The 26,689-nt window shown below is 41.2% G+C and carries 19 protein-coding genes and 2 tRNA genes; 14 read left to right on the top strand and 7 right to left on the bottom strand.

Going from position 1 to position 26,689, the window contains the following annotated elements; translation table 11 throughout:
- Position 1: 1 nt before the first annotated feature.
- The 3 genes from SNE25_RS18045 to SNE25_RS18050 all read right to left on the bottom strand — a co-directional run bounded on the left by SNE25_RS18045 (position 2) and on the right by SNE25_RS18050 (position 5,527).
- The gene (locus SNE25_RS18045) at positions 2-4,396 is read right to left on the bottom strand and encodes a CusA/CzcA family heavy metal efflux RND transporter (protein WP_321560389.1); all 4,395 of its coding nucleotides are present in this window, start codon (positions 4,394-4,396) and stop codon (positions 2-4) included.
- A gap of 79 nt (positions 4,397-4,475) precedes the next feature.
- The gene (locus SNE25_RS31915) at positions 4,476-4,793 is read right to left on the bottom strand and encodes a DUF6660 family protein (protein ID WP_407666942.1); all 318 of its coding nucleotides are present in this window, start codon (positions 4,791-4,793) and stop codon (positions 4,476-4,478) included.
- Positions 4,794-5,092: 299 nt separating this feature from the next.
- Entirely contained in the window at positions 5,093-5,527 is a 435-nt protein-coding gene (locus SNE25_RS18050; protein ID WP_321560390.1) for a VOC family protein, read from the bottom strand.
- A gap of 698 nt (positions 5,528-6,225) precedes the next feature.
- Between SNE25_RS18050 and SNE25_RS18055 the strand changes: the two genes are divergently transcribed.
- Positions 6,226-6,792 (top strand): Crp/Fnr family transcriptional regulator, encoded by a 567-nt coding sequence (locus SNE25_RS18055; RefSeq protein ID WP_321560391.1) that lies wholly within the window; start codon positions 6,226-6,228, stop codon positions 6,790-6,792.
- A gap of 79 nt (positions 6,793-6,871) precedes the next feature.
- Positions 6,872-7,612 carry an SDR family oxidoreductase gene (locus SNE25_RS18060; protein ID WP_321560392.1) on the top strand — a complete coding sequence of 247 codons (741 nt, stop codon included), beginning with the start codon at positions 6,872-6,874 and terminating at the stop codon, positions 7,610-7,612.
- Positions 7,613-8,188: 576 nt separating this feature from the next.
- Here SNE25_RS18060 and SNE25_RS18065 read toward each other — a convergent pair.
- The 3 genes from SNE25_RS18065 to hscB form a co-directional block, all read right to left on the bottom strand.
- On the bottom strand, positions 8,189-9,238 hold the full coding sequence (locus tag SNE25_RS18065; protein ID WP_321560393.1) for a leucine-rich repeat domain-containing protein: 1,050 nt from the start codon (positions 9,236-9,238) through the stop codon (positions 8,189-8,191).
- Positions 9,239-9,385: 147 nt separating this feature from the next.
- Positions 9,386-9,465: transfer RNA gene (locus tag SNE25_RS18070), tRNA-Leu, on the bottom strand.
- A 24-nt stretch (positions 9,466-9,489) separates the two neighbouring features.
- Positions 9,490-10,014: a Fe-S protein assembly co-chaperone HscB gene (gene hscB / locus SNE25_RS18075; RefSeq protein ID WP_321560394.1), complete on the bottom strand. Its 525-nt coding sequence runs from the start codon at positions 10,012-10,014 to the stop codon at positions 9,490-9,492.
- A gap of 192 nt (positions 10,015-10,206) precedes the next feature.
- Here hscB and kdsA point away from each other — a divergent pair, with 192 nt between their 5' ends.
- The 7 genes from kdsA (at position 10,207) to SNE25_RS18110 (ending at position 16,729) form a co-directional block, all read left to right on the top strand.
- Positions 10,207-10,983: a 3-deoxy-8-phosphooctulonate synthase gene (kdsA, locus tag SNE25_RS18080; RefSeq protein ID WP_321560395.1), complete on the top strand. Its 777-nt coding sequence runs from the start codon at positions 10,207-10,209 to the stop codon at positions 10,981-10,983.
- 82 nt (positions 10,984-11,065) lie between these two features.
- Positions 11,066-12,001 carry a KpsF/GutQ family sugar-phosphate isomerase gene (locus SNE25_RS18085; protein WP_321560396.1) on the top strand — a complete coding sequence of 312 codons (936 nt, stop codon included), beginning with the start codon at positions 11,066-11,068 and terminating at the stop codon, positions 11,999-12,001.
- 65 nt (positions 12,002-12,066) lie between these two features.
- Positions 12,067-13,404 carry a nucleotide sugar dehydrogenase gene (locus tag SNE25_RS18090; RefSeq protein ID WP_321560397.1) on the top strand — a complete coding sequence of 446 codons (1,338 nt, stop codon included), beginning with the start codon at positions 12,067-12,069 and terminating at the stop codon, positions 13,402-13,404.
- Between the two features lie 225 nt (positions 13,405-13,629).
- Complete coding sequence (locus tag SNE25_RS18095; protein WP_321560398.1) at positions 13,630-15,033, top strand: undecaprenyl-phosphate glucose phosphotransferase; 1,404 nt, start codon at positions 13,630-13,632, stop codon at positions 15,031-15,033.
- Between the two features lies 1 nt (position 15,034).
- On the top strand, positions 15,035-15,817 hold the full coding sequence (locus SNE25_RS18100) for an ABC transporter substrate-binding protein (RefSeq protein WP_321560399.1): 783 nt from the start codon (positions 15,035-15,037) through the stop codon (positions 15,815-15,817).
- Positions 15,818-15,917: 100 nt separating this feature from the next.
- Positions 15,918-15,999: transfer RNA gene (locus tag SNE25_RS18105), tRNA-Leu, on the top strand.
- A 151-nt stretch (positions 16,000-16,150) separates the two neighbouring features.
- Positions 16,151-16,729, top strand: coding sequence for a Crp/Fnr family transcriptional regulator (locus SNE25_RS18110; RefSeq protein ID WP_321560400.1), 579 nt, complete (start codon positions 16,151-16,153; stop codon positions 16,727-16,729).
- A 2-nt stretch (positions 16,730-16,731) separates the two neighbouring features.
- Here the strand turns inward: SNE25_RS18110 and SNE25_RS18115 are convergent, their stop codons facing one another.
- The gene (locus tag SNE25_RS18115; RefSeq protein WP_321560401.1) at positions 16,732-17,325 is read right to left on the bottom strand and encodes an RNA polymerase sigma factor; all 594 of its coding nucleotides are present in this window, start codon (positions 17,323-17,325) and stop codon (positions 16,732-16,734) included.
- A 172-nt stretch (positions 17,326-17,497) separates the two neighbouring features.
- Here SNE25_RS18115 and SNE25_RS18120 point away from each other — a divergent pair, with 172 nt between their 5' ends.
- The 5 genes from SNE25_RS18120 (at position 17,498) to SNE25_RS18140 (ending at position 26,680) form a co-directional block, all read left to right on the top strand.
- The gene (locus SNE25_RS18120; RefSeq protein ID WP_321560402.1) at positions 17,498-18,649 is read left to right on the top strand and encodes a FecR family protein; all 1,152 of its coding nucleotides are present in this window, start codon (positions 17,498-17,500) and stop codon (positions 18,647-18,649) included.
- A gap of 210 nt (positions 18,650-18,859) precedes the next feature.
- Positions 18,860-22,108 (top strand): TonB-dependent receptor, encoded by a 3,249-nt coding sequence (locus tag SNE25_RS18125; protein WP_321560403.1) that lies wholly within the window; start codon positions 18,860-18,862, stop codon positions 22,106-22,108.
- A gap of 15 nt (positions 22,109-22,123) precedes the next feature.
- Positions 22,124-23,578, top strand: a complete 1,455-nt coding sequence (locus tag SNE25_RS18130; protein ID WP_321560404.1) for a RagB/SusD family nutrient uptake outer membrane protein — start codon at positions 22,124-22,126, stop codon at positions 23,576-23,578.
- Between the two features lie 79 nt (positions 23,579-23,657).
- Positions 23,658-25,304 (top strand): FAD-dependent oxidoreductase, encoded by a 1,647-nt coding sequence (locus tag SNE25_RS18135; protein ID WP_321560405.1) that lies wholly within the window; start codon positions 23,658-23,660, stop codon positions 25,302-25,304.
- A 5-nt stretch (positions 25,305-25,309) separates the two neighbouring features.
- Positions 25,310-26,680: a glycoside hydrolase family 2 TIM barrel-domain containing protein gene (locus SNE25_RS18140; RefSeq protein ID WP_321560406.1), complete on the top strand. Its 1,371-nt coding sequence runs from the start codon at positions 25,310-25,312 to the stop codon at positions 26,678-26,680.
- Positions 26,681-26,689: the final 9 nt, after the last annotated feature.

A 26,689-nucleotide genomic window follows, 5' to 3' on the forward strand; every position in this document is an offset into this window, starting at 1 on the left:
ATTATTTGCCTCCTTGATTGGTCAGGTAATTCAGTTCGATAACAGCTTGGTTGTAGTCGCGTAATGCAGTGAGATAATTCAGCCTGATGCTGAGCGCCTGGCCCATATTCTGGATGAACTCCACATAGCCGATCTCGCCCTTGCTGTAAGCAAAACGGGCGATGCGTACTTGCTCAGCCGCTTGTTTCAGGCCGCTTTCGTCGTAGTAATCTAAGGCGGCCAGGTATTTTTCAAGTTCTTGTAATTGCTGATTATACTGTTTGTTTAATAAAAGTGTAGCGTTCTGCTGTTCTGCTGCTGCGATCTGCTGGCCCACACGGGCCGCCTTCACCTTGCTGCGTTGTGCGCCAAAAAATAATGGTACGGCTACACCCACTTGAAACCCGCCGATGCGTGTGCCGGGAAAATAGTTTCGGTCGATATTGGCAGGGTTGAATGCACCGACCAAAAGTTGCTGATTATAGCCGATCTTCAGATCAGGCAGATAACGGCTTTGCTCGGCTTTTACCTGTGCATCAGCCAGGGTGCTGCGCTGCCGGTAATAATCCAGCTGTGGGTTTCGTGCAATTGCTGATGTATCGGCACCGCCATTGGTCACCAGTTTTTCAAGCGGAGCATCGACCGCGTCCGGTAATTCAGCAGTCGCCATCAGTTGTTGTAGCTCCCTGCGAGCAATCAGTACATCTGCCGCCGCCTGTTTGCCTGCCAGTGTCGTTTCCTTATAAGCGTTTACTGCCGATAGCTGTTCGAGGTAGGAGGTTTCCCCAGTCTTGTAGCGCAATGCAGCACGTTCCGAAAACTGCTTGTATAAGCTATCCTGGCTTTGCAGTTGCTTCCGTTTGTTACGTGCATGAGTTAGCTGGTAATAGGCGATCGTTACCTGTTTGACCAGTTCGCGCTCCGTGAGCACCCTTGCCTTTTCACTGACAGCGGTCTGTGCTTTCAGCACTTTCTTTTGCGCCGCGTAATAGGTTGGGAATGCAAAGCTTTGGCTGATGCCTAAACTGTTGTCAATATTGCCGCCCGAGGTCGGGTCTTGCGTTAGGTTGATGTCTGTTTTAGCCAGATCGAAAGCGGTGCCTTGCAAGGCCTGGCTTTGGCTCACTTCCAGTGCCGAACGCCGCAACTGTGGGTTGGCAGCTTTAGCACGGCTGATGGCTTCTTCCAAAGTAAGCGGTTTGCTTTCCTGGGCTTGAACATTACTGCTCATCAATAAGCCGCCTGCCAATAAGAAAATGGTGATTGTTTTTAGAGCCGTTCCCATGGTGTTAAAATTTTTAACGGGGTGATCTTTTGTGAATAGAATATAAAGGACAGGTAATACCAGCAACGTTAGTAAGGTAGCAGAGATTAAGCCGCCGATCACTACCGTAGCTAAAGGCCGCTGTACTTCCGCACCGGCAGTGCTGGAGATCGCCATTGGCAGAAAACCCAATGAAGCTACTGCCGCGGTCATGATCACGGGACGCAAACGCACTTCAGTGCCTTTTTTTACCCGCTCAATAATGTCGCTCACGCCTTCGGCAGCAAGTTGATTAAAGTAGCCGATCAGTACAATACCGTTCAATACGGCCACACCGAACAAGGCGATGAAACCAACGCCGGCGCTGATACTAAAAGGCATCCCGCGTAGATAAAGCGCGGCCACACCGCCGACAGCGGCTAAGGGTACTGCCGAGAAGATCAGCAGTGTTTCGCGCACCGAGCGGAAGGTAATGAACAGCAATACCAGGATAAGCAGTAATGCCACCGGTACGGCTACCGCCAAACGGCCTTTGGCTTCCTGCAAGTTCTGGAACTGGCCGCCGTAAGTAGTGTAATAACCGGCAGGCAGTTTTAGTTTACTGTCCAGCAGTTGTTGTATTTCCTTAACGGTGCTTTCTACATCACGGTCACGCACATTGAAGCCTACGTAGATCCGGCGTTTGCCATCCTCTCTACTGATCTGCGCCGGGGCATCTTCCAGCTTAATAGTGGCCACCTGGCTTAGCGGCACTTTATTGCCGCTGGGTAATGGCACGTAGAGGTTCTCAATGTTTGTGATGTCTGAACGCAGTTCGCGGCTCAGGCGTAAAACGATCTCAAAGCGTTTTTCGCCCTCGAAAACCACACCGGCCACTTTTCCGGCGAAGGCGGTGCTCAATGCTGTATTGACGTCTTCGATGTTCAACCCGTATTGGGCGATCTGGTGACGGTCATAAGCGACAGTCACTTGCGGCAGGCCGCTTACTTTTTCGATCATGGGTTCGCTGACACCTTTTACGCTGCGGATCAGCTTGGTTGTTTGTCTGGCCTGCGCCGTCAGTATGTCCAGGTCATCGCCATATATTTTAATAGCCACATCCTGCCGGATGCCGGTCATTAGTTCGTTAAAACGCATTTGCATTGGTTGGGTAACCTCCACATTAATACCGGGAATATTGGCCAACGTTTCTTTGATCTTTTCCATCATCTCTGCGCGGTTTTCGGCAGATGTCCAGTCATCTTTATCTTTCATGGCCAGCATCATGTCGCCCCGCTCGAACGGCATCGGGTCAGTTGGCACCTCGGCACTGCCGATACGGGTAACGATCTGGTTGATCTCCGGGAACTTTTGTTTGAGTAGCCTTTCGGCCTTGCCAAATGTCTCGATCACCTGGCTTAGTGATGTGCCTTGCATCATAGATATTTCTACAGTCAGGTCGCCTTCTTCCAGGGTCGGGATGAACTCGCCGCCCATACGGGAAAAGCCCCAAACGGCTAAAACCAGCAGCACAACAGACAATGTAACCGTCAGTTTCTTAGCATGGAGCACTGCGTTCAAAACAGGTGTATAGATGTGGTGCAGGCTATGTACCAACCGGTCAGATATATTCCACTTGTGTTCGGTCTTTTTGCTGAGGAACAAAGCGCTGGCCATAGGCACATAAGTAAGCGAGAGGATGAACGCACCTAAAATGGAAAAAGCTACCGTTTGGGCCATTGGCCTGAACATTTTTCCTTCAATGCCTACTAATGCAAAAAGCGGCAGGTAGACGATCAAGATAATGATCTCGCCAAAAGCGGCGCTGTCCCTAATTTTGGATGCCGCTGCATATACCTCACCGTCCATTTCTTCCTGGCTAAGCTGGGGTTTATGACTAAATTGCCTGTTGCCGGTTATGCGGTGCACAATGGCTTCCACAATGATGACCGCGCCGTCCACGATCAGACCGAAGTCTATGGCACCCAAACTCATCAGGTTGCCCGATACACCGAAGATGTACATCAGTGTTACCGCGAACAGCATGGCCAATGGTATCACCGAGGCAACCACCAAACCTGCCCGCCAGTTGCCTAAAAGCAACACCAGCACAAAGACGACGATTAGGCCGCCCTCGATCAGGTTGCGCTCTACCGTGCCCATCGCGCGACCTACCAGTTCGGTACGGTCAATAAAAGGTTCAATAACCACGCCTTCAGGCAGTGACTTTTGCACCTGTGCCATGCGCTCTTTCACGCGCTTGTTCACTTTGTTAAAGTTCTCGCCTTTGAGCATCAGTACCACACCGGCCACCACTTCGCCCTGGCCGTTGCGGGTGACGGCACCATAACGGTTGGCGCTGCCATATTGCACTTTAGCGATATCGCCGATGACTACCGGCGCATCGTCGCGAATTTTCACCACGATATGCTCAATGTCTTCCAGCGTTTTCACCTGGCCCAGGCCACGAATAAAGTAGGCGTTGCTGCGCTGTTCGATGTATGAGCCGCCGGTGTTGGCATTGTTGCGTTCGAGCGCGTTAAAGATATCGGTAACCGTGATATTGAGGCTGTTCAGTCGCTCATTATCGATGGCCACTTCGTATTGCTTTACATAGCCTCCCCAGCCGCTGATCTCGGCTACACCGGGGAGGCCCGCCAGTTGGCGGCGAACGATCCAGTCCTGCATGGTACGCAGGTCAGTCGCGGTATATTTCTTTTCGTAGCCCGCTTTGGGATGGATCACATATTGGTAAATCTCTCCAAGGCCGGTGGTAATAGGTGCCAACGAAGGTGCGCCAGCATCTTTGGGGATCTGTTCTTGTGCCTCCTTCAGTCCTTCGCTGATCTGTTGGCGTGCCCAAAAAATATCGGCGTTGTCTTCAAATACCACGGTGATCACCGATAGGCCCGAACGGGAGATCGAGCGTTTTTCGATCACCCGCGGCACATTGGCAATAGCTAGCTCAATGGGTGAAGTAATATATTGTTCCACTTCCTGCGCACCTAAAGTGGGTACCTGCGTGATGATCTGCACCTGGTTGTTGGTGATGTCCGGCTGGGCATCAATGGGCAGGCGGGTTGCGCAATAGATACCCGCTGCCACGAGTAATAGTATGGATGCGCCTACGACCAGTTTATTCCTGATCGAGAACGCAATGATCTTATCAAACATGAAATTCTCAGATTAATACGTAAATAATAGCTCAGGGCATAGCAAAGCCAGTCCTAAGCGTATAATAAAAAATAACGTATTAAGCGAGTTGGGGCGGTTGCCAGATATTAAGGCTTTGTTTGCGAAGTGCAGGAACTGCCAGTTCAGGATAGCTTGACTTAAATTGCTGGATCAATATACAAACAGTAATCTCTTCGAGCTTCAGCACCCGTGAACTCGAACAGCAAGAACAAGTGCAGAACGGCGGGCAAGCCTCTTGCGTATCATGATTATTGGTTTGATTTACGCTATATAAGGTTGCCTGGGTAATTTCCGGGCCAAAGTCATCCTTATCCCGGCATGGAAGAATCGCCAGGACTGTCATGTAAAGGCATAACAGGATACTTAATGACCTCATTAAAAGCAAAGTTAGGTTTATCCATTGGAAATAAAAATTCAATATATGATAAATTGAAGATCGTTTCCGGGAGCAAGGGTATGCTAAAACGCGAATATTGACGAAAAAGCTGATTATTACTAAATGTCATTAAGTTAAGAAAAACCCTCCAGAGGGGTACAGGTTCGTAGCAGTATATATAATGATAATTACCGTGTCAGAGGTACGGAACACCGAAGTTGTGTACCGCCTGTCAATCTCTTAACCTAATGATATTTCGCGTGCACCGGCGGAGGCGGGGGCAATTTTTTCCATTAAATTTACCCCTTGTAATTGGGGTCAAACTCCACAATCCATTCAATGCCGTACTTGTCTCTGAACATTCCGGCGTATGTTCCCCAGGGACTGTCGCCAATCGGTCCTTCAACTCCTCCGCCTGCTGACAATCCGTTAAATATTTTGTCTGCTTCTTCACGGCTTTCAGCGCTCACATATATTTTAGATCTGTTTTCACTTTCGCTTACCCGTCCCATAAATTCGGGCACATCATTAGCTATCAACACGTTGTGCTTGCCAATAGGTAAACCAATATGCATTATTTTGTTTTCTTCATTTTCTGCTACCTGAAATTCAGGGCCAGACAGATCCTTGAAGCGGACGATCTTTGTGAACTCTCCGCCAAAAACTGATTTGTAAAAGATGAATGCTTCTTCGGCATTGCCATTGAAGTTGATCCAGGGATTAATTGTTCTCATAATTTTAGTTTTTAAATTGTTAAGTTTTTTTCTTTCGGCTGTAAGATATAAATAATCAATGTGTTGATTTGTGTTCGATTTTAATACCCTTCCGTGGTTTGAACCTTTATTTTTAAAAATAAGAATCTGAATTTCAATTAGTTGGACTCAATTTTAATGTTTGGATAATTAGTTAAATAACTGGAATAAAGCAATAAAACCCGCTAACAATCAATATGTTATCGGGTTTCGTGATGCAATTTGTACCGAGTAAGGGAAATTCTTTGAACCACTTATGCGGTTTTTGGATGTTTTGGAGAGCGTCGAAAGTTATTACTGGATCTGATAAATTCTCCTAACCTTAATATTATAGCAATTGCTAATGAAACAAAACTTATGAATAGGGTTGTATTTAAATTTCAAAAAATCTACAGAAAGATTGATTCCAGAAATTTCTCTGTAAGGTATGGGAATCTAACTCTACTCAAGATCCTTTTATCCATTCAGAGCGGGAGCAGAACCTATCGTTTAATGCCCCAATATACCTGTTTTTCTACCGATTTTCTAAAAGGCGCACTAATTCCGCATATGGGAGATATTTTTGTAATTTTGTCGATCATATAAGTCTCTTACAGTCAATATTAAGTGACCGTAATAATTGAATCCTACTTTTACCTAATGGTAAATTCCAAGCAAAGTCATTTTATTATTTTGCAACAATGAAAGAATTGATAGAATACATTTTGCAATTTGGGAATCTGAACCAACAGCAAATTAACCTTATAACAAGTAATGTCATAGAAATTGAACTTCGCAAAGATGAATATTTTTCGGAAGCAGGAAAAATTTCGCGACAAGTCGGATTCATTGTGGAAGGGATTGTTCGAGGCTGTTATTACAACAATAAAGGCGAAGAAATTACACGGTGTTTTATACCTGAAAATAACTTAGTAGTTGATTATTTAAGTTTTGAATCAAATTCGGCTTCTGCTGCATACTTACAAGCCAGTACTGATTGCAAACTTATTGTATTTTCAAAGCAACTTTGGGACGAATTGTCTTTAACAATCGTTGGTTGGGACATCATTAAAAACAAAATGATTCAAAAGTGTATGTACCAACTATTCAATAAAAATCCTATGATTTCAAAAGATGCTACCACACGTTACCTGGAATTTTTGGATAATTATCCATCACTTGTTAACCGTGTGGCGCTTTCTCATATTGCATCATACTTGGGAGTCACGCAGCAATCATTGAGTAGAATACGAAAAAACATTCGCTAGAATCACTTTTTACCAAATGGTAAATGACTTCATTTTTAATAGAATCATCTTTGCATGGTAAATTTAAAAATAAAGAAAAATGAAATCAGCATTCATAACAGGAGCAAACAAAGGTATTGGCTTTGAAACTGCCAAACAGCTATTGCAAAAAGGATTTTACGTTTACATCGGAAGTAGAAATTTAGAAAATGGCTTACAGGCCGTAAAAAAATTGGCAGCCGAAGGATTGGTAAGCGTTGAGGTCATTCAGATCGATGTGACTGATGATGATTCGGTAAAAAATGCACGAATTGAAATCGGTAAAAAAAAAGACGTTTTGGACATATTGATTAACAACGCGGGAATTAATGCTGATGGCATTGCAGAAGATGCTACGGCAGCAAGCATAGAGAATTTCAAAAAAATCTATGAAACTAATGTGTATGGAGTGGTGCGAGTGACAACCGCATTCATTGATATATTAAAAAAATCAAAAGAGCCACGCATCGTAAATGTAAGTTCAAATATGGGCTCTCTAACACTTCATAGCGACCCGAATTCTCCAAATTACGGCTATAAATCTTTTTCAGCTTATTCTTCTTCTAAATCGGCTTTGAATATGTATACCATACATTTGGCTCATGAACTTCGTGATACGTCATTCAAAGTAAATGCTGTTTGCCCAGGTCTTACAAAAACCGACCATACCAACTTTTTTGGTGGCAATGTTGAAGTTGCTGGAAAACGCATAGTAAAATACGCTCTGTTAGATAAAGACGGAATATCAGGCAAGTTCATCAGCGAGGAATTAGAACCGGAAACAGGCGAAATTCCTTGGTAATAATAAAATAGATAGAGCGAACGGACAAATAAATTACCTGTAACAAGGTATTAGCAGAAATAAGGCTGAAGTGCAAACTTCAGCTTTTATGTTTCCATAAAACTTTTTGTACATTTCCAAACTGAAATTATTGAGCACATACTCAAAATAAAAGCTAGTAAGCTGCAAAATTAACTTAGAATATAAGCCTTAAGTTTCAAACCTAAACCCAAGAAAGAGAGCGGGAATCGAACCCGTTAAAAAATTAATAGACAGATAGTCATAGAGATAATCATGTGTCTCAAAACTATAATTATTACATGTTTTTAATATAAAAAAAGCTAACAGTCAGTATGTTAGCTTTTTTTATATTTCATTTCGTACCCAGCAGCAGGAATACTTTCAACATTTAGAAAGCTTTTTACGGCTTATAGAGCCAATAATTCAAGATTTGAAAGTCAAGGGATTCATAAAATAGTCGTTTTATCAGGAGACTTTATGACATAAACTGTGAGTGATTTTATAATTACCGGGTTTGAATTGAACCCGAAATTTGTAAGTGTCAAAAAAAGTAGTTGCTAAACTGAGACTAGTTAATTAAATGTATTCAAATTCGCTATAATCGTATTGCTCTTTTTTATATGATGTAACTAATTTATCAAATCTATCGTTCTTTTTGTCGCTGCCAAACTTGCAGAAAATTCTTTTTAGGGATTGATTTTCTAAAACTGGAATTAAATTCTCTGGTTCTTGATTTTGAGCTAATACATAAATAAACTCTTCAAGAGCAGGAGCAGTTTTCAAAGTTGAAAGATCAGTAAGCTCTTTTAAGTTCTCAAGATAGATTCTTTTCAGAGAAGTTAATTTGCTGAAACTTGGAAGTCTTTGCACTTGCTTCAATGATTGAATAAATAAATTTTGAAGTGTAGTTAGTTCTGAAACAAAAGATAAGTCTTTCAAATCTCTTATTTGCCACAATTCCAAATACTTTAGTTTCGGCAATGTTAATAACCCATCAAAATTTTTAATACCGCCAATCTTAATATCTACCGACCATAAATCCTGTAGCCCTATTAAATAATCAACATTATTAGTGGATATTGAACGTAATATGATTTTCTTCAGTTTATGTAGATGCTGAATTACTTCTATCCCTTTCTGTTGTCCTTCTAAATATAAAAATTCCAAATTTGAAAATTTTCCTATTATATCGATCTTGGGTTTCTTCGACTTTGTTTGATGAAGATAAAGCTCTTTGATTTTAGGATCAATGTATTCTAAAAAGTCAAAGTTATCTAAATTGAAAATCCCCAATCCAAGCACATCCAAATTTTTAAGTTTGGTTACGCTTTCAATCCCTTTTGCTTCCATTAAGCAGTCGGCAGAAATTTTTCTAAGCGAAGGAAGTTGTTTAATAAATGTTAAATCACAAGTTTTTCCATAGTGCCCGTATACTCTAAATAAGATATCGGGCCTTTTAGAAAATATAATTGTTTCTAATAGCATTATCTCTTTATTAGTTAACGGATCTGCAATCTGAATAGATTTTGTTTTTGGATTACTGCTTAACCTTTCGAGATCATTTTTAGATACCCCCGTAGAAATTTCGTATTGGCCTCCTATTTCCCTAATTGTACGTATGCTCATTAGAATTGATGCTTTATAGTTGAAAATGTTAATTCCATAAAATTAGAAAGATAAATAGGATTTCGTTAAACAAAAAACCCTCTCTACGTAATGTAAAGAGGGTTTTTAAATATTACAGTAAAGTTGAGTACTACCTAACTTTTCCTGTACCCAGCGCCGGAGTCGAACCGGCACGGTTTCCCACAGGTGTTTGAGACCAGCGCGTCTACCAATTCCGCCAGCTGGGCATGCTATGTTGTAAGTGGTATTCCTTACAAGCGGGCTGCAAATGTATCTAAACTCTCTTTAATTCGCAACAGATATTTTTGTCTGTAGTAAATTTCTGCAATTTCAATGCGCCTGCTTTCCTGCGCGGTATGGTCTAAATGCTCATAATCTTTGGTCAGTACATGGATTTTATCGTTAATATCACCCTCAATAGCAAGCACTTCCGAAGTTATTTCCGCCAGTTGCCCGGCATCGTCAACTTCCATCAGGCGTTCATTAATATCCATCATTTCCATTAAAAAATCTGCCGGAAGCTGTGGTTTTGCACCCTCCGATACCAGGTCGTGCAGCTTTAAAATGTACTCCATTCGGCGCGCCGGGTCGGAAAGTACCTGGTAAGCCTTGTTGTTTATGGTTGATAATTCCAGTATTTCCTGTTGTTTAGCCTCTTCTTCACCGGCGTAAAAATCGGGGTGGTACTGTTTGCTCAGTTCATAAAACTTTTTCTTCAGCGCAGCCTGATTAATATGGAAAGATTCGGGAAGGTCATAAAATTCAAAGTAGTTCATAATCAAATTAAACACGAATTTCACGAATAAAAACTAATTAGCACTAATCGATGTACTTTAATTACCAAAATATTATAGAATGTATGATTGATTCTATCAATTAGAGTAATATCCCGCCGTTTGTGAAATTTATGCCCATTCGTTGTAATTCGTGCTTATCACTATCTTTGCTTCTTATACCATAAATAAACTATGTTGTTTGAACAGATACGGCAAAAGCCGTTTTTTATATTAGGTCCCTGTGTAATGGAAAATCAGGAACTGCTATACCAGGTGGCCGAGAAAGTTGCCGAAGCCGGACAAAAGTATAACGTGCCGGTAATCTTTAAATCGTCGTTTGATAAGGCTAACCGCACATCTATCCATTCATACCGTGGCCCGGGCATTGAAAAGGGAATGGAAATGCTGCAAAATGTTAAAGAGCGTTTTAATCTGCCCGTAACAACCGACATTCATGAACCTGTACAGGCTGCAATTGCCGCCCAGGTGGTTGATATATTACAGATCCCGGCATTTTTGTGCCGTCAAACAGATTTGTTGGTGGCTGCCGCCCATACCTGTAAAATAGTAAACGTAAAAAAAGCCCAGTTCTTGTCGGGTCAGGATATGTTTTATCCGGCTCAAAAGGTAATTGAGGCAGGCAATACGCAGGTTATACTTACCGAGCGTGGCAACATGTATGGTTACAATAACCTTGCTGTTGATTTCAGGAATATTTACGATATGAAAGCCTTTGGTCACCCGGTTTGTATGGATTGCACCCATTCGGTACAAAGGCCTGGTGGTGCCGGTGGCAAAACCGGTGGCGACCGTACCTTTGTACCCATGATGGCATTGGCGGCTAAAGCTTTTGGCGCCGACGGCTACTTTATGGAGATACACCCTGACCCGGACAACGCTCTTAGTGATGGCCCTAACATGGTTAAGTTACAGGATCTGGACAAGGTTTTAGCACCGCTATTGTCCTGATGAGTAGGTTTTACGTATTACGTTTTCGTAATAAGTGATTTGATTTAAAATAAAACGTGTAACGTATTACGCAGAAACGTAAATGAAGCATATTGCTAAACGGGTTTTTGATATTGAAGTTGAGTCGCTGCAGCATGTAGCCGATTTAATTGATGATGAATTTACAAGGGTAGTACAGACCATATTGAATACTACCGGCAAAGTTGTAGTAACGGGTATTGGCAAATCCGGCCTCATCGGTAAGAAAATTGCGGCTACATTGGCCAGTACTGGTACACCCAGCTTTTTCCTGCATCCGGGAGAAGCCTTCCATGGCGATTTGGGCATGGTAGGGGCCAACGATGTGGTGATGCTGATATCTTATTCGGGCGAAACTGAAGAGGTGCTAAGGATCATCCCTTTTTTAAGCTGGAATAAAAATGTGGTTATCGGTGTTACCGGCAATCCCAATTCAACAGTTGCCAAAAACAGCCATTATCATCTCAATATAAAAATAGTACGTGAAGCCTGTCCGCTTGAATTGGCCCCTACATCATCAACTACTGCCGCGCTGGTAATGGGCGATGCGCTTGCTATTGCCTTAATGGAATCGCGCGATTTTAAGCAGCATGATTTTGCACGTTTTCATCCCGGAGGCAGCCTGGGGCGTAAATTGCTGGTTAAGGTAAAAGACCTGATGCGTATCGATAAACTGCCTTTTATAAACGAAAATGCATCGTTTATGGATTTGTTGTTAAACATGTCGGCCGGGCGTTTGGGTATGGTAATGGTAGGGGATGCAACTTATATAAAAGGAATAGTTACCGATGGCGACCTGAGGCGTGCTTTATTACAGCATCCCGATACATCAACCCTAACGATTACTGAAATAATGACTGTAAACCCGGTTATTATTGACAGTGAAGAATTTGCAAGCCAGGCCGAGCAATTGATGATCGAAAAAAAGATAACTACCTTACTGGTTGGCTCTGCTCAAAACAGAACTGTTAGTGGCATTTATCAGATATATGGTCAGTAAGGCATAACGCTTTACAAAAATTAAGTTTATTTATATTTACATTCTATCTACCTCTACTGAAAAAAATGTTTGATCAACCATTAAATCAATCTGTCAAAAAATTTACTCCTCCTGCAAATGTCCGCATCGCGATTATTGGTTTAGGATATGTAGGCTTGCCGCTAGCTGTAGAGTTTGCCCATAAATTCCAGGTAAAAGGGTTTGATATTAAACAGAACCGCGTTGATGAATTGAACAACGCATTTGATCGCACACTCGAAACCGAATCGGCTGTACTTTCAGCTGTATTAACAACTGATACAACAGCGGGCAATGGACTTATATGTACATCAAACGTTAGTGACATTGCATCATGCAATGTATATATAGTTTCGGTACCCACACCTACAGACCAGTACAATCGCCCCGATCTTCGCCTTTTGATAAAAGCCAGCCAGAGTGTGGGTGGTGTGCTTAAAGCCGGCGATGTGGTAATATATGAATCAACGGTATATCCGGGCGCTACCGAGGATGTTTGTATCCCGGTATTGGAGCAGGTATCGGGATTAAAATACAACCGTGATTTTTTTGCAGGTTATTCGCCCGAACGCATTAATCCCGGTGATAAAGTACATACTCTTACCAATATTTTAAAGGTAACATCGGGTTCAACACCTGAGGCGGCCGATTTTATAGACGGGCTTTACCGTACCATTGTTACTGCCGGTACACATAAGGCGCCCAGTATGAAAGTTGCCGAGGCCTGCAAAGTGATTGAAAACTCCCAGCGCGATATTAATATTGCCTTTGTAAATGAGCTTGCCAAGATATTCAACATTATGGATATTGATACCCACGCCGTTTTAGAGGCAGCCGGAACCAAATGGAATTTTCTGAATTTTAAGCCAGGACTGGTAGGTGGTCATTGTACCGGGGTTGATCCGTATTATCTGGCACAAAAGGCGCAGGAAGTAGGCTATCACCCCGAAATTATACTGGCAGGCAGGCGGCTTAATGATGGCATGGGAAGTTATGTAGCCCTTGAGGTGATAAAACTCATGGTCAGGAATGATATTTCTGTTAAACGCGCCAATGTATTGGTGCTGGGTTTTACATTCAAGGAAAATTGCCCCGATGTGCGCAATACCAGGGTGATTGATATTGTGAACATTTTAAGCGATTATGATGCACATTGTGAGATATATGATCCATGGGCTGACCCGGCTGAGGTAAAGCAGGAATATAATGTAACCACCATAAAAGACATGGGTAAACTGCGGGGAAATTACGATGCTATTGTTGTAGCCGTAGGACACCGGGAATTTTTGGATCTGGACTATCATAAGCTCCGAAAAAACGAATCATCTGTAATTTATGATATCAAAGGGGTTTTGGATAAAACTATCGCAAACGGTCGTTTGTAAATCAATTTACCACTATTAAAATTAACGATTGTTTTACCCATTGGTTAACTGCTAAATCGCTTAAATATTTTATATTTGGTTTTGTTTAAATTTCTTAATTTTTAATTTTGCGCTCAGTAACATGACATTTTCGTAACGACTCGGATATTCAATTATCAGATTGTTATATATAAAATAAATATGCTAATTTTAGCAATATATATCTACTACAATAAGCTCTAATACATGATTCACAGATACGCTACTTTTATTAAAGCAGTGAACCTTACCATAGATTATATTATACTTAATATGAGTATGGTAATTTCTTACTTCATCGAAGACAGATCGTATATTTTTTGGATTAATAACAGAAAATATCTGCCCATTGTATTGGTGTTCAATTTAATTTGGCTGTTATCGGCCAATATCACAGGTTTATATGAACATGTTTTAAATAAAGATTCGATAAAAACCTACCGTGGTGTAATTAAAACCTATCTTTTATTTGTGAGCTTTATATGCTTCACCATTATTATACTCATAGGTACCAAAGCTTATTTCATTACCCGGGAATACCTTTTTTACTCACTGGCTTTATTTGGCTTTTTATTAGGATTATGGAAACTGGTGTTCCTGACCATACGCAAAAGCGACCGTGCCTCATTAATTGATACCCGTGCGGTAATTATTGTCGGCGGTGGCAGGATAGGGGCCGACCTATACAGCTTTTTTAAACAAAACCCTGAGCGTGGTTATAGCCTGGTTGGTTTTTTTGACGACAACCCCGAGCAGGTAAGGGATAAACGCCTTTATTTGGGTGGCACCGATGATTGTATAAGCTATGTGCTCAACAATAAAGTTGATGAGATATTTTGTACACTACCCAATTCAGAAGCATTAACAATTGAAAAACTGATGCTCGATGCGGATAAAAACCTTATCAGGTTTAAGTTTATACCAGAGTATTATGATTATGCCAAAAAACCAACCTTTATACAAAGTTTTGGGCATATCCCGGTAATCTCTGTACGCCCCGAGCCATTAGAGAATATGCTTAACCGGTCAATCAAGCGGTTGTTCGATGTATTATTTGCTTTGTTTATTATCCTGTTTGTTTTCAGTTGGCTGTTTCCTATACTGGCCTTGCTGATAAAACTGGAATCAAGGGGTCCAATATTTTTCGTGCAGGAACGTTCGGGCCGAGATAATAAACCATTCAAATGTTACAAGTTCCGGAGCATGCGTGTAAATCACGACTCTGATAAAAAGCAGGCAACCCGTGGAGATTCGCGTATAACCAAAACCGGTGCATTTATCCGTAAAACAAGTATCGATGAACTGCCCCAGTTTTTCAACGTGTTACTAGGCAATATGTCTGTAGTAGGACCAAGGCCTCACATGATCAGCCATACCCAACAGTACTCACAGTTGATAGATACCTTTATGGTAAGGCATTTCCTTAAACCAGGCATCACCGGCTGGGCGCAGATAAAAGGACTAAGGGGCGAAACCCAAACTACCCAGGCCATGCTTGAGCGCGTGGAAGCCGATGTTTGGTACCTGGAAAACTGGTCGTTCCTGCTGGATATGAAGATCATCTTCCTTACCGTTTGGAACGTGGTAAAAGGAGAAGAAAACGCCTTTTAACATGCCTGTTTTTCACGATCAGCTCAATCGTGCAGTAAACATTCCAGATGTACCCAAAAGGATTGTATCCGTCGTACCTTCACAAACCGAATTGTTGTTTGATCTCGGGCTTGATACCGAAGTTATTGGTATTACCAAATTTTGCATTCACCCGGAGCACAAATTTAAAACCGTAACTAAGGTAGGGGGCACCAAGCAGTTAAATATTGAGCAGATAAAGGCGATGCAGCCCGATCTGATCGTTGCTAACAAAGAGGAAAACGACCGTAGCCAGATAGAAGAGCTGATAAACGTTTACCCGGTTTGGATAAGCGACATTAACAACCTGGATAGTGCGCTCGACATGATCCAATCGGTAGGGTTAATCACCAGCCGCGAAGCGGCAGCAAAAACATTACGTGATGATATCAGTAACCGGTTTAACGCACTCAGCTTACCCATTTTAAACCTGCGTGTAGCCTATTTTATATGGCGCAAGCCCTATATGGTAGCCGGGAGCGGTACTTTTATAGATAGCATGCTTAACGTGTGCGGGTTAACAAACGCATTCCAAACCGCCCGGTATCCTGAAATAACCGCCCATGAGTTAATAGCTACCAAGCCGGATGTAGTCTTTTTATCATCAGAACCATACCCGTTCGCCCAAAAACATATTGATGAATTTAAGGAAATGTTACCCGGAACCAGTGTGATATTAGTTGATGGTGAAATGTTTTCCTGGTATGGGAGTAGGCTGTTATATGCCTCGGCTTATTTTACCACGCTGATAAATAATATAACATAAAATTAATGGCAAAGAAATGAGGTAGATAGCTAAAAAATGAAAATTATGTTTTATTTATTAGCAGTAAACACTATCTTTGCGACCTGTTAAAAATCCTAATGCGGAAGTGGCGTAATTGGTAGCCGCACCAGACTTAGGATCTGGCGCTTCACGGCGTGGGGGTTCGAGTCCCTTCTTCCGCACAACAGTAAAAACCCGGTCAATTTGATCGGGTTTTTTGTTTTATATTCGTTACAACTTCGAAGTAGAAAAGAGCATACGATTTGTAATCTAATTATGGTGTGCAAGCCCGCAACGCTGATGAAATGCTTACATGAATTATATTAAATATAAATGGACAAACAACCGCTAAAAGATTTATTTAAGAAAAGTCAATTGCTGTCTGACGGGGCAATAGAGATAATGGTTGAAGAATATGAAGAAAGGCACTTTGCCAAAAATGAATTTTTTTTAAAGCAGGGTAAAATAAGTGATTCTGTCCAATTGGTTGAAGGGCTTATGCGGGCATATACTTTTGACCATGAAGGAAACGAAGTAACAACCAACTTTTTTTCAAAACACCGGGCAGTTTATGATCCGGCTTCATTTTTCCTTCAAATACCCTCTATGGAAAACATACAGGCGGTTACAGAGTGCCTGGGATACACTATTTCTTATGAAAAGGTTAATAAGCTGTTCCATTTGCTGCCCGAGTTCAGGGAATTTGGCCGGCAGATGCTTGCAAGGGAATTGGTTAGGTCTAAACAGCGTACATTAGCCATGATCAACCAGAGCGCAGAAGAAAGGTATGCTAATTTAATAAAGAATGATTATGCTATCCTTCAAAACGCCCCGCTTAAACATATTGCATCGTATCTGGGTATTACAGACACCTCACTTAGCCGCATAAGACGGGATTTTTCAAAGAAGTAACCTTATACTTGCGACAATAAAAAATATAAACCAATCATCATGATAGGTAGATCCTTCATGGAAACTTTTAGCTGTTTTAACGCATAAGAAAGCTGATTTTCTACCGTGTGTTTGCTAATTCCTAATTCCTTAGCTATTTCATCATTACTTAACTGCCGGATCTTACTCATATAAAATATTTCACGGCAGCGTTTAGGAAGTTCCTTAAGGTGTCCGTTTAACACGTGCTCAATGTCAAGCTCATTTAGCTTTGCCTGACCTAAATTGAAAACAGGGCTGGAGGCATCTTCAACATAACTTTCGTTGTATTCAAGTTTCGAGAGTTTTGTCGCTTTTATATATCTAAATACCTCATACCTGGTAGTGGCATTCAGGTAACTGGCAAAATGTTCAATCTTTAACCATCTCCTTTTATTCCAAATAATTAAAAAAACGTCATGAACTATTTCTTCACACGCATTATTATCTTTAATATAATGGGACGCGGTTTTGTATAAACGCAACCAGTATCTATTGTATAGCATAGCAAAAGCCTGAGAATCTTCTTTCAAGATAGCTTCCCATAATTCCTGGTCGCTTAAGGTTTCGTTTAACATTTAATTGGTAAACTAAAATAGATACAATATTTTGCAAATGATCACATTAAATCGGATGAAATTTAATTGCTCTGATAGTCAGCTTGTTATATAAAAATAAATTATTTATCAATAATTTATGGGAGCAATCACCAATAAAAGCACTCTATAACTCAAAAGCCAGTTATCATCCATGACTAAAGAGGAATACATCATTCTGTTTGAAAAGCACCTGTCAGGCAATACCACTCCTGAAGAGGAGGAGTTGTTATTGAGCTATGATGATGGATTTAACATTCAGGATTTCCATAATGACCAGAGGATAGATAACCAGCAGCACATTCATCAAAAAATCTTCAATAAAATAGAAAACAGTCGAAATAAGTCTGTCAAAAGATTAGCGCCCTCGTTATGGTGGGCTGTTGCTGCTTCGGTACTGCTGGTCATATCAGTCGGATTGTTTTTTTTAAACAAGCATGAGGCCAGCGAGAGCAGGTATAAATCAAATAATTTAGTCAGTTCTTTCAAACCCATAGTTCCGGGAGGAAATAAAGCCATTCTAACGCTATCCAACGGATCAACCATCAATCTAAATGAGGTTTCTAACGGTATTATTGAAAAAAACGAACAGGTTGCTATAAAAAAAGAAAAAAATGGGCAATTAGTTTATTCTTCTGATACCGGCTTGCCCGATAAAGGTGACAAGATATCATTTAACACAATTAGCACACCGCGGGGCGGGCAGTACCAGGTTATTTTGCCCGACGGAACCAATGTATGGTTAAATGCAGCATCTTCATTGAGGTACCCGGTTAAATTTACAGGAGCAGAAAGACATGTGGAACTAAGCGGCGAGGCTTATTTTGAGGTTGCCAAAAACAAGAACATGCCTTTTTCAATCAATACCAACAACGTCAATATAAAAGTATTGGGTACACATTTCAATGTAATGTCTTATGAAGATGATTCATCTGTAAAGACAACGCTGCTTGAGGGATCTGTATTGTTAAGTAAGCTGAATCAACAGGCTTTGCTTGTTCCCGGCCAGCAAGCTGATGTGGCACGCTCGGGTGAAAAAATTAATGTGACTTATGTAAATACGGATGATGCCGTTTCCTGGAAAAATGGATATTTCACATTCAGGAAAGAAAGTGTTGTGAGCATTATGAAAAAAGTTGCCAGGTGGTATGATGTGGAGGTAGAATATCAAAACGATATGAGCAACGTAAAATTGGGGGGCTCAATTTCCCGTGGAAAAAACATAAAAGACTTGTTAAATAAAATACAATTAACAGGGGCTGTTCACTTTAAAATAGAAGGAAGGAGGATTATTGTGAGGTCATAATTTTTACCTATTAGTTAGTTATAAAACAAACCAGGAGCGTTCGAACCGCCCCTGGTAATCAGCAGTGTGAGAAGCTGAGTTAGTATAACTAAATACCAATTGCGTCGAAACAATCAATTATTTATTAAACCTAACATTCAAATGTATAAATTTTTTACTGCATTTATATGCAGGGCTTTATCCTGTATTCCCTATAGATTTCTACTCGTAATGAAATTGACTATTGTTATCTGCATGGTGGCTTTAATCCAGGTATCGGCCTCCAGCCGCGCCCAAAACATAAGCCTGACGGTCAAAAACGCTTCTATAGAAAAAGTATTAGACGAGCTGACAAAACAAAGTGGGTATCATTTTTTGTATGATGTTCAATTAATAAGCAAAGCAAACCCTGTAACGCTTACGGCCAGGGGTGCCCCTTTAAAACAAGTGCTTTCACAATGCTTTTCAAATCAGCCTTTTACTTATGTTTTTGATGGAAATGATGTTATTATCAAAGTAAAGCCCCCTAATACAGATCAAATACAGCCAATTTCTATAACGGGTAAAGTCGTCGATAATAAAAACCTTCCTATACCCGGGGTAACTGTCAAAATAAAAAACACCCGAAACGGAGTTGTCACCAATGGCGAGGGCATCTATAAGATTTCAGTTCCTGATGAAGATGCGGTACTTGTTTTTTCATTTGTGGGATACACGACCCAGGAAGTTCCGGTTCAAAAAAGTAACAACATTGACGTTATACTCCAGGAAGAAAACAGCAAACTCAGCGAGGTGGTGGTAGTAGGATACGGCACACAAAAACGGGCAGACCTTACCGGGGCTATTTCATCAGTAGATGTCAAAACGCTTGATGGAACACCCCTCAGATCGGTAGATCAGGCGCTGCAGGGCCGCACATCCGGTGTTCAATTTACCCAAAACTCAGGTATGCCCGGGGCCGGGTCTGCCATGAGAATAAGAGGCGGTAATTCTGTATACGGCAGTAATGAACCGCTCTATGTAGTTGATGGCATTCCGGTATTTGCCGATCAGGGCGATAATGGAGCCAGTGGTTTAAACCCGCTTAATGCTATAAATCCTGCCGACATAGCCTCAATAGATGTGTTAAAGGATGCATCTGCTACGGCTATCTACGGTTCAAGAGGAGGGAATGGAGTAGTTCTCATCACAACAAAAAGAGGTAAAAAAGGAGCAGCAAAAGTGAGCTTCGATTCTTTTTACGGCATTCAGTCCATACTTAAAAAATACTCGCTTTTAAATGCCGCCGAATTTGAAGCTTTTGCCAATGAAGCTACGGTAAACGAAGGTGGCTCACCAGTTTATGATCTTACACAGGTACCACCTACAACCGATTGGCAATCATTGATATTTCGCAAAGCGCCCATTCAAAATCACCAGGTATCGGTATCGGGCGGTGAGGATAAAACACGCTTTTTTTTATCTGCCAATTATTTCGGCCAGGACGGGATAGCCAAATCATCTGATTTTAAACGTTATAGCCTGCGCGCCAATCTTGACCGCGATCTGGGTGAGAAATTCAAGATAGGCAACAGTTTAACCATCAGCAATGTACGAACAAATCAGGTAAGTGCCGGCTCGTTATTTACAATGGCCACATTACAGCCTGATTTGCCTGTTTATCAGCCCGACGGTTCTTATACCAGTTCAAATAAGCAAGGAACAAACTTTGATAACCCCATCGCTTTGTTAAATGGATATCAAAACTACACCAATATATACCGTACGCTGGGAAACATATATGCGAGTGCCGAAATTATAAAAGGACTTACGGTGAAAACGCTTTGGGGTGTTGACGTCATTTACAATAGAAATGATGTTTACCTGCCGCAATCTGTCTATTCGGGATCCCAGGTTGGTGGTCAGGCAACTATATCCAGTAATCAAACATTTACATGGCTAAACGAAAACACTGTAAGCTATAAACTGAAATTAAAGCAACATAGTTTTGACCTGCTTGGTGGTTTTACACAGCAAAATTCCGTATACCAATCAGTAGACGCCGGGGCTCAATCGTTCTTAAATGATAATTTAGGGACTAATGCCTTAAATACAGGGGCACTGGTAACGGCACCAGCTTCCAGTAAAACCCAATGGTCGCTGTTAAGTTTTTTAGGGCGCATAAACTACAGTTTTAAAGGTAAATATTTAGTAACGGTTACCGCCCGGGCCGACGGTTCTTCACGTTTTGGTAAAAACAACAGGTATGGGTTTTTCCCTTCGGCAGCATTGGCTTGGCGCATGGAAGATGAGTCTTTCATTAAAAATCTTAATCTTTTTAGTACCCTTAAATTGCGGGTAAGTCACGGCATTACCGGCAATCAGGACGGTATCGGGAATTTCCCGGGTCTCGATTTGCTCGGTACGGCAAATTATACCATCGGCGGTGTAAAAGTAATTGGTTTAACACCATCACAAGTTGGCAATCCTGATCTCAAATGGGAATCTACAGCACAAACCGACGGGGGCTTAGAATTAGGCTTTTTTAATAACAGGTTGCTCTTTAATGTAGATGCTTATTACAAAAAAACAAGTAACCTGTTACTATACGTAAAAATCCCGGTTACATCTGGTTTTGGTAATGCATTGCAAAACAGGGGGCAAACAGAAAACAAAGGTTTAGAATTTACAGTTACGGCCATCCCGGCTAATAATAAGTTAAAATGGGAAACAAGCTTGAATATATCCTTTAACCGAAATAAGGTTTTGGACCTGGCAGGAGTGAGCCGCCTGTTTACAGGCACAACAGATAATGCAATATTGGAAGTTGGTCACCCTTTAGGTTTATATTTCGGTTACAAAACCAATGGCATTTTTCAAAATGCAGAAGAAGTTGCGGCATCTGCTACCCCTACAGCTAAACCAGGTGACATTCGCTATGTAGATAATAATAATGACGGGAAAATAAATGACGATGACCGGGTGATTTTAGGAAGTGCGCAACCTCGTTTTTTTGGAGGTTTTACAAACACTTTGTCCTATAAAAATATTGGATTCCTGGTTTTTTTGCAAGGGTCTTATGGCAATCAGCTGTATAACAGCAACAAGATTACTTTAGAGAATTTATATGGCCTTCAAAATCAAACCAGGAATGTTTTAAACAGATGGACCCCTACCAACACAAATACTGATATACCACGTGCATCGAGTATTAAACCCAATAACAGGTCGCTGGACAGATATGTTGAAAACGGCTCATACCTGCGGGTAAAAAACGTGCAGCTTTCCTATAATTTACCAGGTAAACTTTTAGATCATATTTCTAAGGGTATGTCTGCCAAGCTCTATATCAATGCCCAAAACCTGTTTACCATTACAAAGTACTCAGGACTTGACCCCGAAGTTAGCAGGTATGGTTCAAGCAATATTGCACCAGGGTTTGATTCCGGCCCATATCCAAATTCAAGGACATACACATTTGGTTTTAATGTAGGCTTTTAAATTTATTAGCAAATCATGAAAAAATTATCAGTTATACTTTCCATAGCAATTATCCTTACCTCCTGTACTAAATTAGACCTTGTGCCGGAGGGAGTAAATTCAACGGCAAACTTTTTCAAAACTCCTACCGATGCTAATGCTGCTGTGAACGCTGTTTACGCAAGCCTTACAAATGATTATTTATATAATCAATTTATGGAAGTTATACAATCACAAGGTACCGATGATTGTGAATGGGGAAACGGGCGTAACACACAAAATGCAGATAAGAACCAGTTAGATAAGTTCACCTATGATTCCGGAACAAATCTCTTTTATCAATTTTGGAGCACCTCTTATGTGATCATCAACCGTGCAAATACGGCGGTTGACAATATATCCAAAATGACCAATCTTTCGCCAGCAATAAAAAATCAATACCTGGGTGAAGCACGGTTTGTAAGAGGGTTAATGTACTTTAATTTGGTTAGGTTATGGAGCGCAGTGCCTTTAAAAATTACTGCTACAACATCATTAACCAACTTAGAGATTGCACGAAGTGCCCCGGGGGATATTTACAAGCAGATTATTGAAGATTTTCAATACGGGGAAACCAATCTTCCGCAAACATATGGCGCAAAAGATGCCGGACGAGCTACAAAAGGAGCTGCAATGACTATGCTTGTTAAAGTCTATTTAACACAAAAACAATATGACTCAGCCGTTAGTGAGGCAAGAAAAGTAATGGCTTTGGGTATATATTCATTATGGCCTAATTACGCAGATGTGTTTTTGATAGCCAATAAAAATCTCAAAGAATCTATTTTTGAAATACAATACCAAAGCGGGTCAGGAAATATAGGCAGCAACTATGCGGGATTTTTCCGGCCATCGTTTGATAAATCTCCTTTTGCCGGTTTTGGTGATAATCCCGTAACTAAAAACCACTTTGATGCCTACCCGGAAAATGACCTTCGTAAAGCGGTTAATGTAAGGCAATATTCATATACGGCAGACCCCAAAGCCCCGGCATCCGTTAAATTTCCTTATTATGTAGCAAAGTATAAAGACCCCACAGCTCTTACTACAAGTGGCGGAGCAAATAATTATTACATAACCCGCTACGCCGACCTGCTATTAATGTTCGCGGAGGCTTTAAATCAGGTTAATTCTGGCAGTGCTGAGGCATATGAAGCTTTTAATCAGGTACATCGCAGGGCTTATGGATTGCCCATTGGTTCAACATCAATTTATGACCTTGCTCCGGGACTAACACAAGCACAGTTTCAAGATGCCGTAATTAACGAACGGAGATTAGAGTTTGCATTTGAAGGGCAACGACGATTTGATCTGTTGCGAACGGAAAAACTAATACCTGCAATGAATGCGCAGGATGCCAGTATAAGTGTAAAAGACTATCAGCTTCTTTTTCCAATTCCGTCACTTGAGTTAAGCACTAATCCATTACTTAAACAAAACCCGGGATATTAACCGATGGCCCTTGTTTTATGGTATGCACAGAACTGTGCATACAGGGATCCTATTGCTTGAAAAATAAAAAGATAACACAATGAGAAATATAAATAAAATTTTAATTAGCGCTTGTATCCTTTTGATATATAGTTCATTAAGTTATGCGCAAAACAATAATTATGACGTATGCGTGTATGGCGAAACGCCTTCGGGTATCACAGCTGCTATACAGGCGGCACGAATGGGTAAGCAGGTTTTATTGTTATCTACAGACAATCATGTTGGCGGGGTAATGACGGCCGGCTTAACGGCTACTGATATAAACAATTACCGGTTGATTGGTGGAATTGCCAGAGAAGCATTTCAAAAACTATACAGTTATTACCAAAACCCGGCGGCGTGGAGAAACCAAACTCGTGATGAGTTTTTTGAGCTTTCAAAGAAAAGAACATTCACCGGTAAAAATGACTCGCTTAAAATGCAGTGGGTTTATGAATCCAAAGTGCTTGATGGTATTTTTAAACAAATGCTTACAGATGCGAAAGTCACCGTTGTTTATAACCAAAAGATTAAACGGAGCGGGGGAGTGGTAAAAGATGGCACTGTGATCAAACGACTGATCACTACGGGCAATAAGGCTTATTCTGCAAAAGTGTTTATAGATGCTACTTACGAGGGCGACCTTATGGCGGCCTCCGGAGTTTCTTATATTGTTGGCAGGGAATCCAATGCCCAGTATGGCGAAACTTTCAATGGGATAAGGCTTGGCAACGTAATAGTTAGTGAAACTAATCCGGTAGACCCATATATAAAATCAGGTGATCCGCGCTCAGGGATATTGCCCTTTATAGAACCACGGGTTGCCGGCGCAGATGGCACTGCCGATAAACGTACGCAATCCTATTGTTACCGGCTTACGCTTACAGATGATTCTACCAATTTAATACCTATTACCAAACCCAAAAGCTACAACCCATTGTGGTTTGAGCTTATGGCAAGAATTATCACAGCCAATCCCGATATAAATTTAAGCTCCATTATCACATTTACACCAATGCCAAATAAAAAAACAGATACCAATCATTTAGATTTTGTTGGGGCAAGTTATGACTATCCGGAGGCCGGTTACAAGCAACGAAATAAGCTTGATGCGATGCATGCCAATTATGCCCTGGGCATGCTATGGTTTTTGGGGAATGATACAAGGGTACCGCAGCGTATCAGAGATGAGATGAAGCGCTGGGGGCTACCTAAAGATGAATATCAGGACAATCATAACTTTCCAACCCAGTTGTATGTGCGTGAAGCCCGGCGGATGGTGAGTGATTTTGTGATGCGCGAGCAAAATTGCACAGGAGCAGAGCCCGCACAAGAATCCATTGGCTTGGGTACGTATATGCTAGATTGTCACTTTGTTTCCAGGATGTTAGATTCTGCCCGAAGGGTCCGGTTGGAAGGCACTTATTTCAGAAATAACCGGCCTTACACTATTTCTTACCGTGCACTCACCCCTAAAAAAACTGAATGTTCAAATCTTTTAGTACCGGTGTGCCTTTCTTCATCACACGTAGCCTATGGTACTATCAGAATGGAGCCGGTTTATATGGTACTTGGACAATCTGCCGGCGCCGCAGCCGCGCTATCCATTGCAACCAAACAAAGTGTACAAGATGTATCATATCCTGAATTAAGAGAAGAATTACTTAAAGCAGGACAAATAATTTCTTTAACCAATAAAAAATAACCATTATGAAAGTATTAAATGTAATAATTGGAATAGTTTTCATTTCAATTAGCTTATTCAGCTGTAAAAAGCCAGGGCTTGTACAACAAGCGGGTATCAATGGGTCAAGAAAAGTTATTCATAATGATAGTCTGTCATCTGCATCACAGGTACAAATTGTAAAAGAAAATGGGGTGTTCAAGATTTTGCGCGATGGACAACCGTACACTATAAAAGGCGCCGCGATTAACACCAATCTCGATTTTGATTACTGGACTAACCTGACCTCATACGGTGGTAATTCCATAAGGAATTACAATGTTACAGATTCCACTCAACGTATACTGGATTCAGCCTATGCCCATGGGATATCAGTTACCCTGTGCCTTTATGCCGCCCACGAAGAATTTGGCTTTAATTATAATGATACAGCTGCTGTACATCAGCAATTAACCGATTTTACTTATTGGGTAAAAAAATATCGCAATCACCCGGCAGTACTGATGTGGGCAATAGGTAATGAAGTAAACTCGAAGTATACTAATCTCAAAGTTTGGAATGCTGTCAACGATATTGCACAAATGATCCATCTGGAAGATCCGAACCATCCTGCTGCAACAATCGTTGCAGGTGCGGATACTACAATGTTAAGTCAGATTAAGCTGCGGGCACCAAATCTGGATTGTTTAGGGATAAACTCCTATTCTCCTATAGCCACTGTTTATGGAAAGCTGCAGTCAGTTAATTTCCCAAAACCTTATTTTATTGGAGAATACGGGCCAACCGGCACCTGGGAAACATCTGCTAAAACAAGTTGGGGATCGCTGCAGGAGTTTAATAGTTCCAGAAAAGCCAACGTTTATCAAATAAGGTACTCAAGTATATCATCTAATTTTAATAATGGCTGCTTAGGATCATATGTATTTATGTGGGGACATCAAACGCATGGAGCTGTAGCCATGTGGTACGGATTATTTTCAAGAGAGAGGCGCAAGTTTGGATCTGTCGAAATGATGCAAAATCTTTGGACAGGGAGCTTTCCGTCTAATCGGGCGCCGCAAATTCCTACCAACAATGAAATAATTATAAATGGCCAAATAGCAACTGATAATGTAACCCTGGTTGCTGGTCAAAATTATAATGGGAGTATGACAGCAACCGACCCCGATAATGACCCCATAACATTTGAATGGACAGTTGTTAAAGAATCGGCACAAATTTCAACTAACCCCGCAATTGCCGGTACATTTCCTGGTGTTGCCAACACTATTGTTCAGGTTACCGGAAATCAGGTTGTAATAAAAGCTCCTGCGGCGGGTAAATACAGGCTTTATGGTTTTGCAAAAGATAACCATAATCATATAGCAAGTGCAGTTGTCCCATTTCAGGTTTTATAACTAACAGAC

Source organism: Mucilaginibacter sabulilitoris, from assembly GCF_034262375.1.
In the GTDB taxonomy this organism is placed as follows: domain Bacteria; phylum Bacteroidota; class Bacteroidia; order Sphingobacteriales; family Sphingobacteriaceae; genus Mucilaginibacter; species Mucilaginibacter sabulilitoris.

Excerpts from the sequence above, each read along its gene's own strand:
- SNE25_RS31915 (WP_407666942.1), bottom strand. The coding sequence starts at position 4,793 with ATGAGGTCATTAAGTATCCTGTTATGCCTTTACATGACAGTCCTGGCG.
- SNE25_RS18115 (WP_321560401.1), bottom strand. The coding sequence starts at position 17,325 with ATGTTAAACGAAACCTTAAGCGACCAGGAATTATGGGAAGCTATCTTG.
- SNE25_RS18130 (WP_321560404.1), top strand. The coding sequence starts at position 22,124 with ATGAAAAAATTATCAGTTATACTTTCCATAGCAATTATCCTTACCTCC.
- SNE25_RS18140 (WP_321560406.1), top strand. The coding sequence starts at position 25,310 with ATGAAAGTATTAAATGTAATAATTGGAATAGTTTTCATTTCAATTAGC.
- SNE25_RS18050 (WP_321560390.1), bottom strand. The coding sequence starts at position 5,527 with ATGAGAACAATTAATCCCTGGATCAACTTCAATGGCAATGCCGAAGAA.
- SNE25_RS18085 (WP_321560396.1), top strand. The coding sequence starts at position 11,066 with ATGAAGCATATTGCTAAACGGGTTTTTGATATTGAAGTTGAGTCGCTG.
- kdsA (WP_321560395.1), top strand. The coding sequence starts at position 10,207 with ATGTTGTTTGAACAGATACGGCAAAAGCCGTTTTTTATATTAGGTCCC.
- SNE25_RS18100 (WP_321560399.1), top strand. The coding sequence starts at position 15,035 with ATGCCTGTTTTTCACGATCAGCTCAATCGTGCAGTAAACATTCCAGAT.
- SNE25_RS18055 (WP_321560391.1), top strand. The coding sequence starts at position 6,226 with ATGAAAGAATTGATAGAATACATTTTGCAATTTGGGAATCTGAACCAA.
- SNE25_RS18065 (WP_321560393.1), bottom strand. The coding sequence starts at position 9,238 with ATGAGCATACGTACAATTAGGGAAATAGGAGGCCAATACGAAATTTCT.
- SNE25_RS18110 (WP_321560400.1), top strand. The coding sequence starts at position 16,151 with ATGGACAAACAACCGCTAAAAGATTTATTTAAGAAAAGTCAATTGCTG.
- SNE25_RS18120 (WP_321560402.1), top strand. The coding sequence starts at position 17,498 with ATGACTAAAGAGGAATACATCATTCTGTTTGAAAAGCACCTGTCAGGC.
- SNE25_RS18090 (WP_321560397.1), top strand. The coding sequence starts at position 12,067 with ATGTTTGATCAACCATTAAATCAATCTGTCAAAAAATTTACTCCTCCT.
- SNE25_RS18060 (WP_321560392.1), top strand. The coding sequence starts at position 6,872 with ATGAAATCAGCATTCATAACAGGAGCAAACAAAGGTATTGGCTTTGAA.
- hscB (WP_321560394.1), bottom strand. The coding sequence starts at position 10,014 with ATGAACTACTTTGAATTTTATGACCTTCCCGAATCTTTCCATATTAAT.
- SNE25_RS18125 (WP_321560403.1), top strand. The coding sequence starts at position 18,860 with ATGAAATTGACTATTGTTATCTGCATGGTGGCTTTAATCCAGGTATCG.
- SNE25_RS18095 (WP_321560398.1), top strand. The coding sequence starts at position 13,630 with ATGATTCACAGATACGCTACTTTTATTAAAGCAGTGAACCTTACCATA.
- SNE25_RS18135 (WP_321560405.1), top strand. The coding sequence starts at position 23,658 with ATGAGAAATATAAATAAAATTTTAATTAGCGCTTGTATCCTTTTGATA.
- SNE25_RS18045 (WP_321560389.1), bottom strand. The coding sequence starts at position 4,396 with ATGTTTGATAAGATCATTGCGTTCTCGATCAGGAATAAACTGGTCGTA.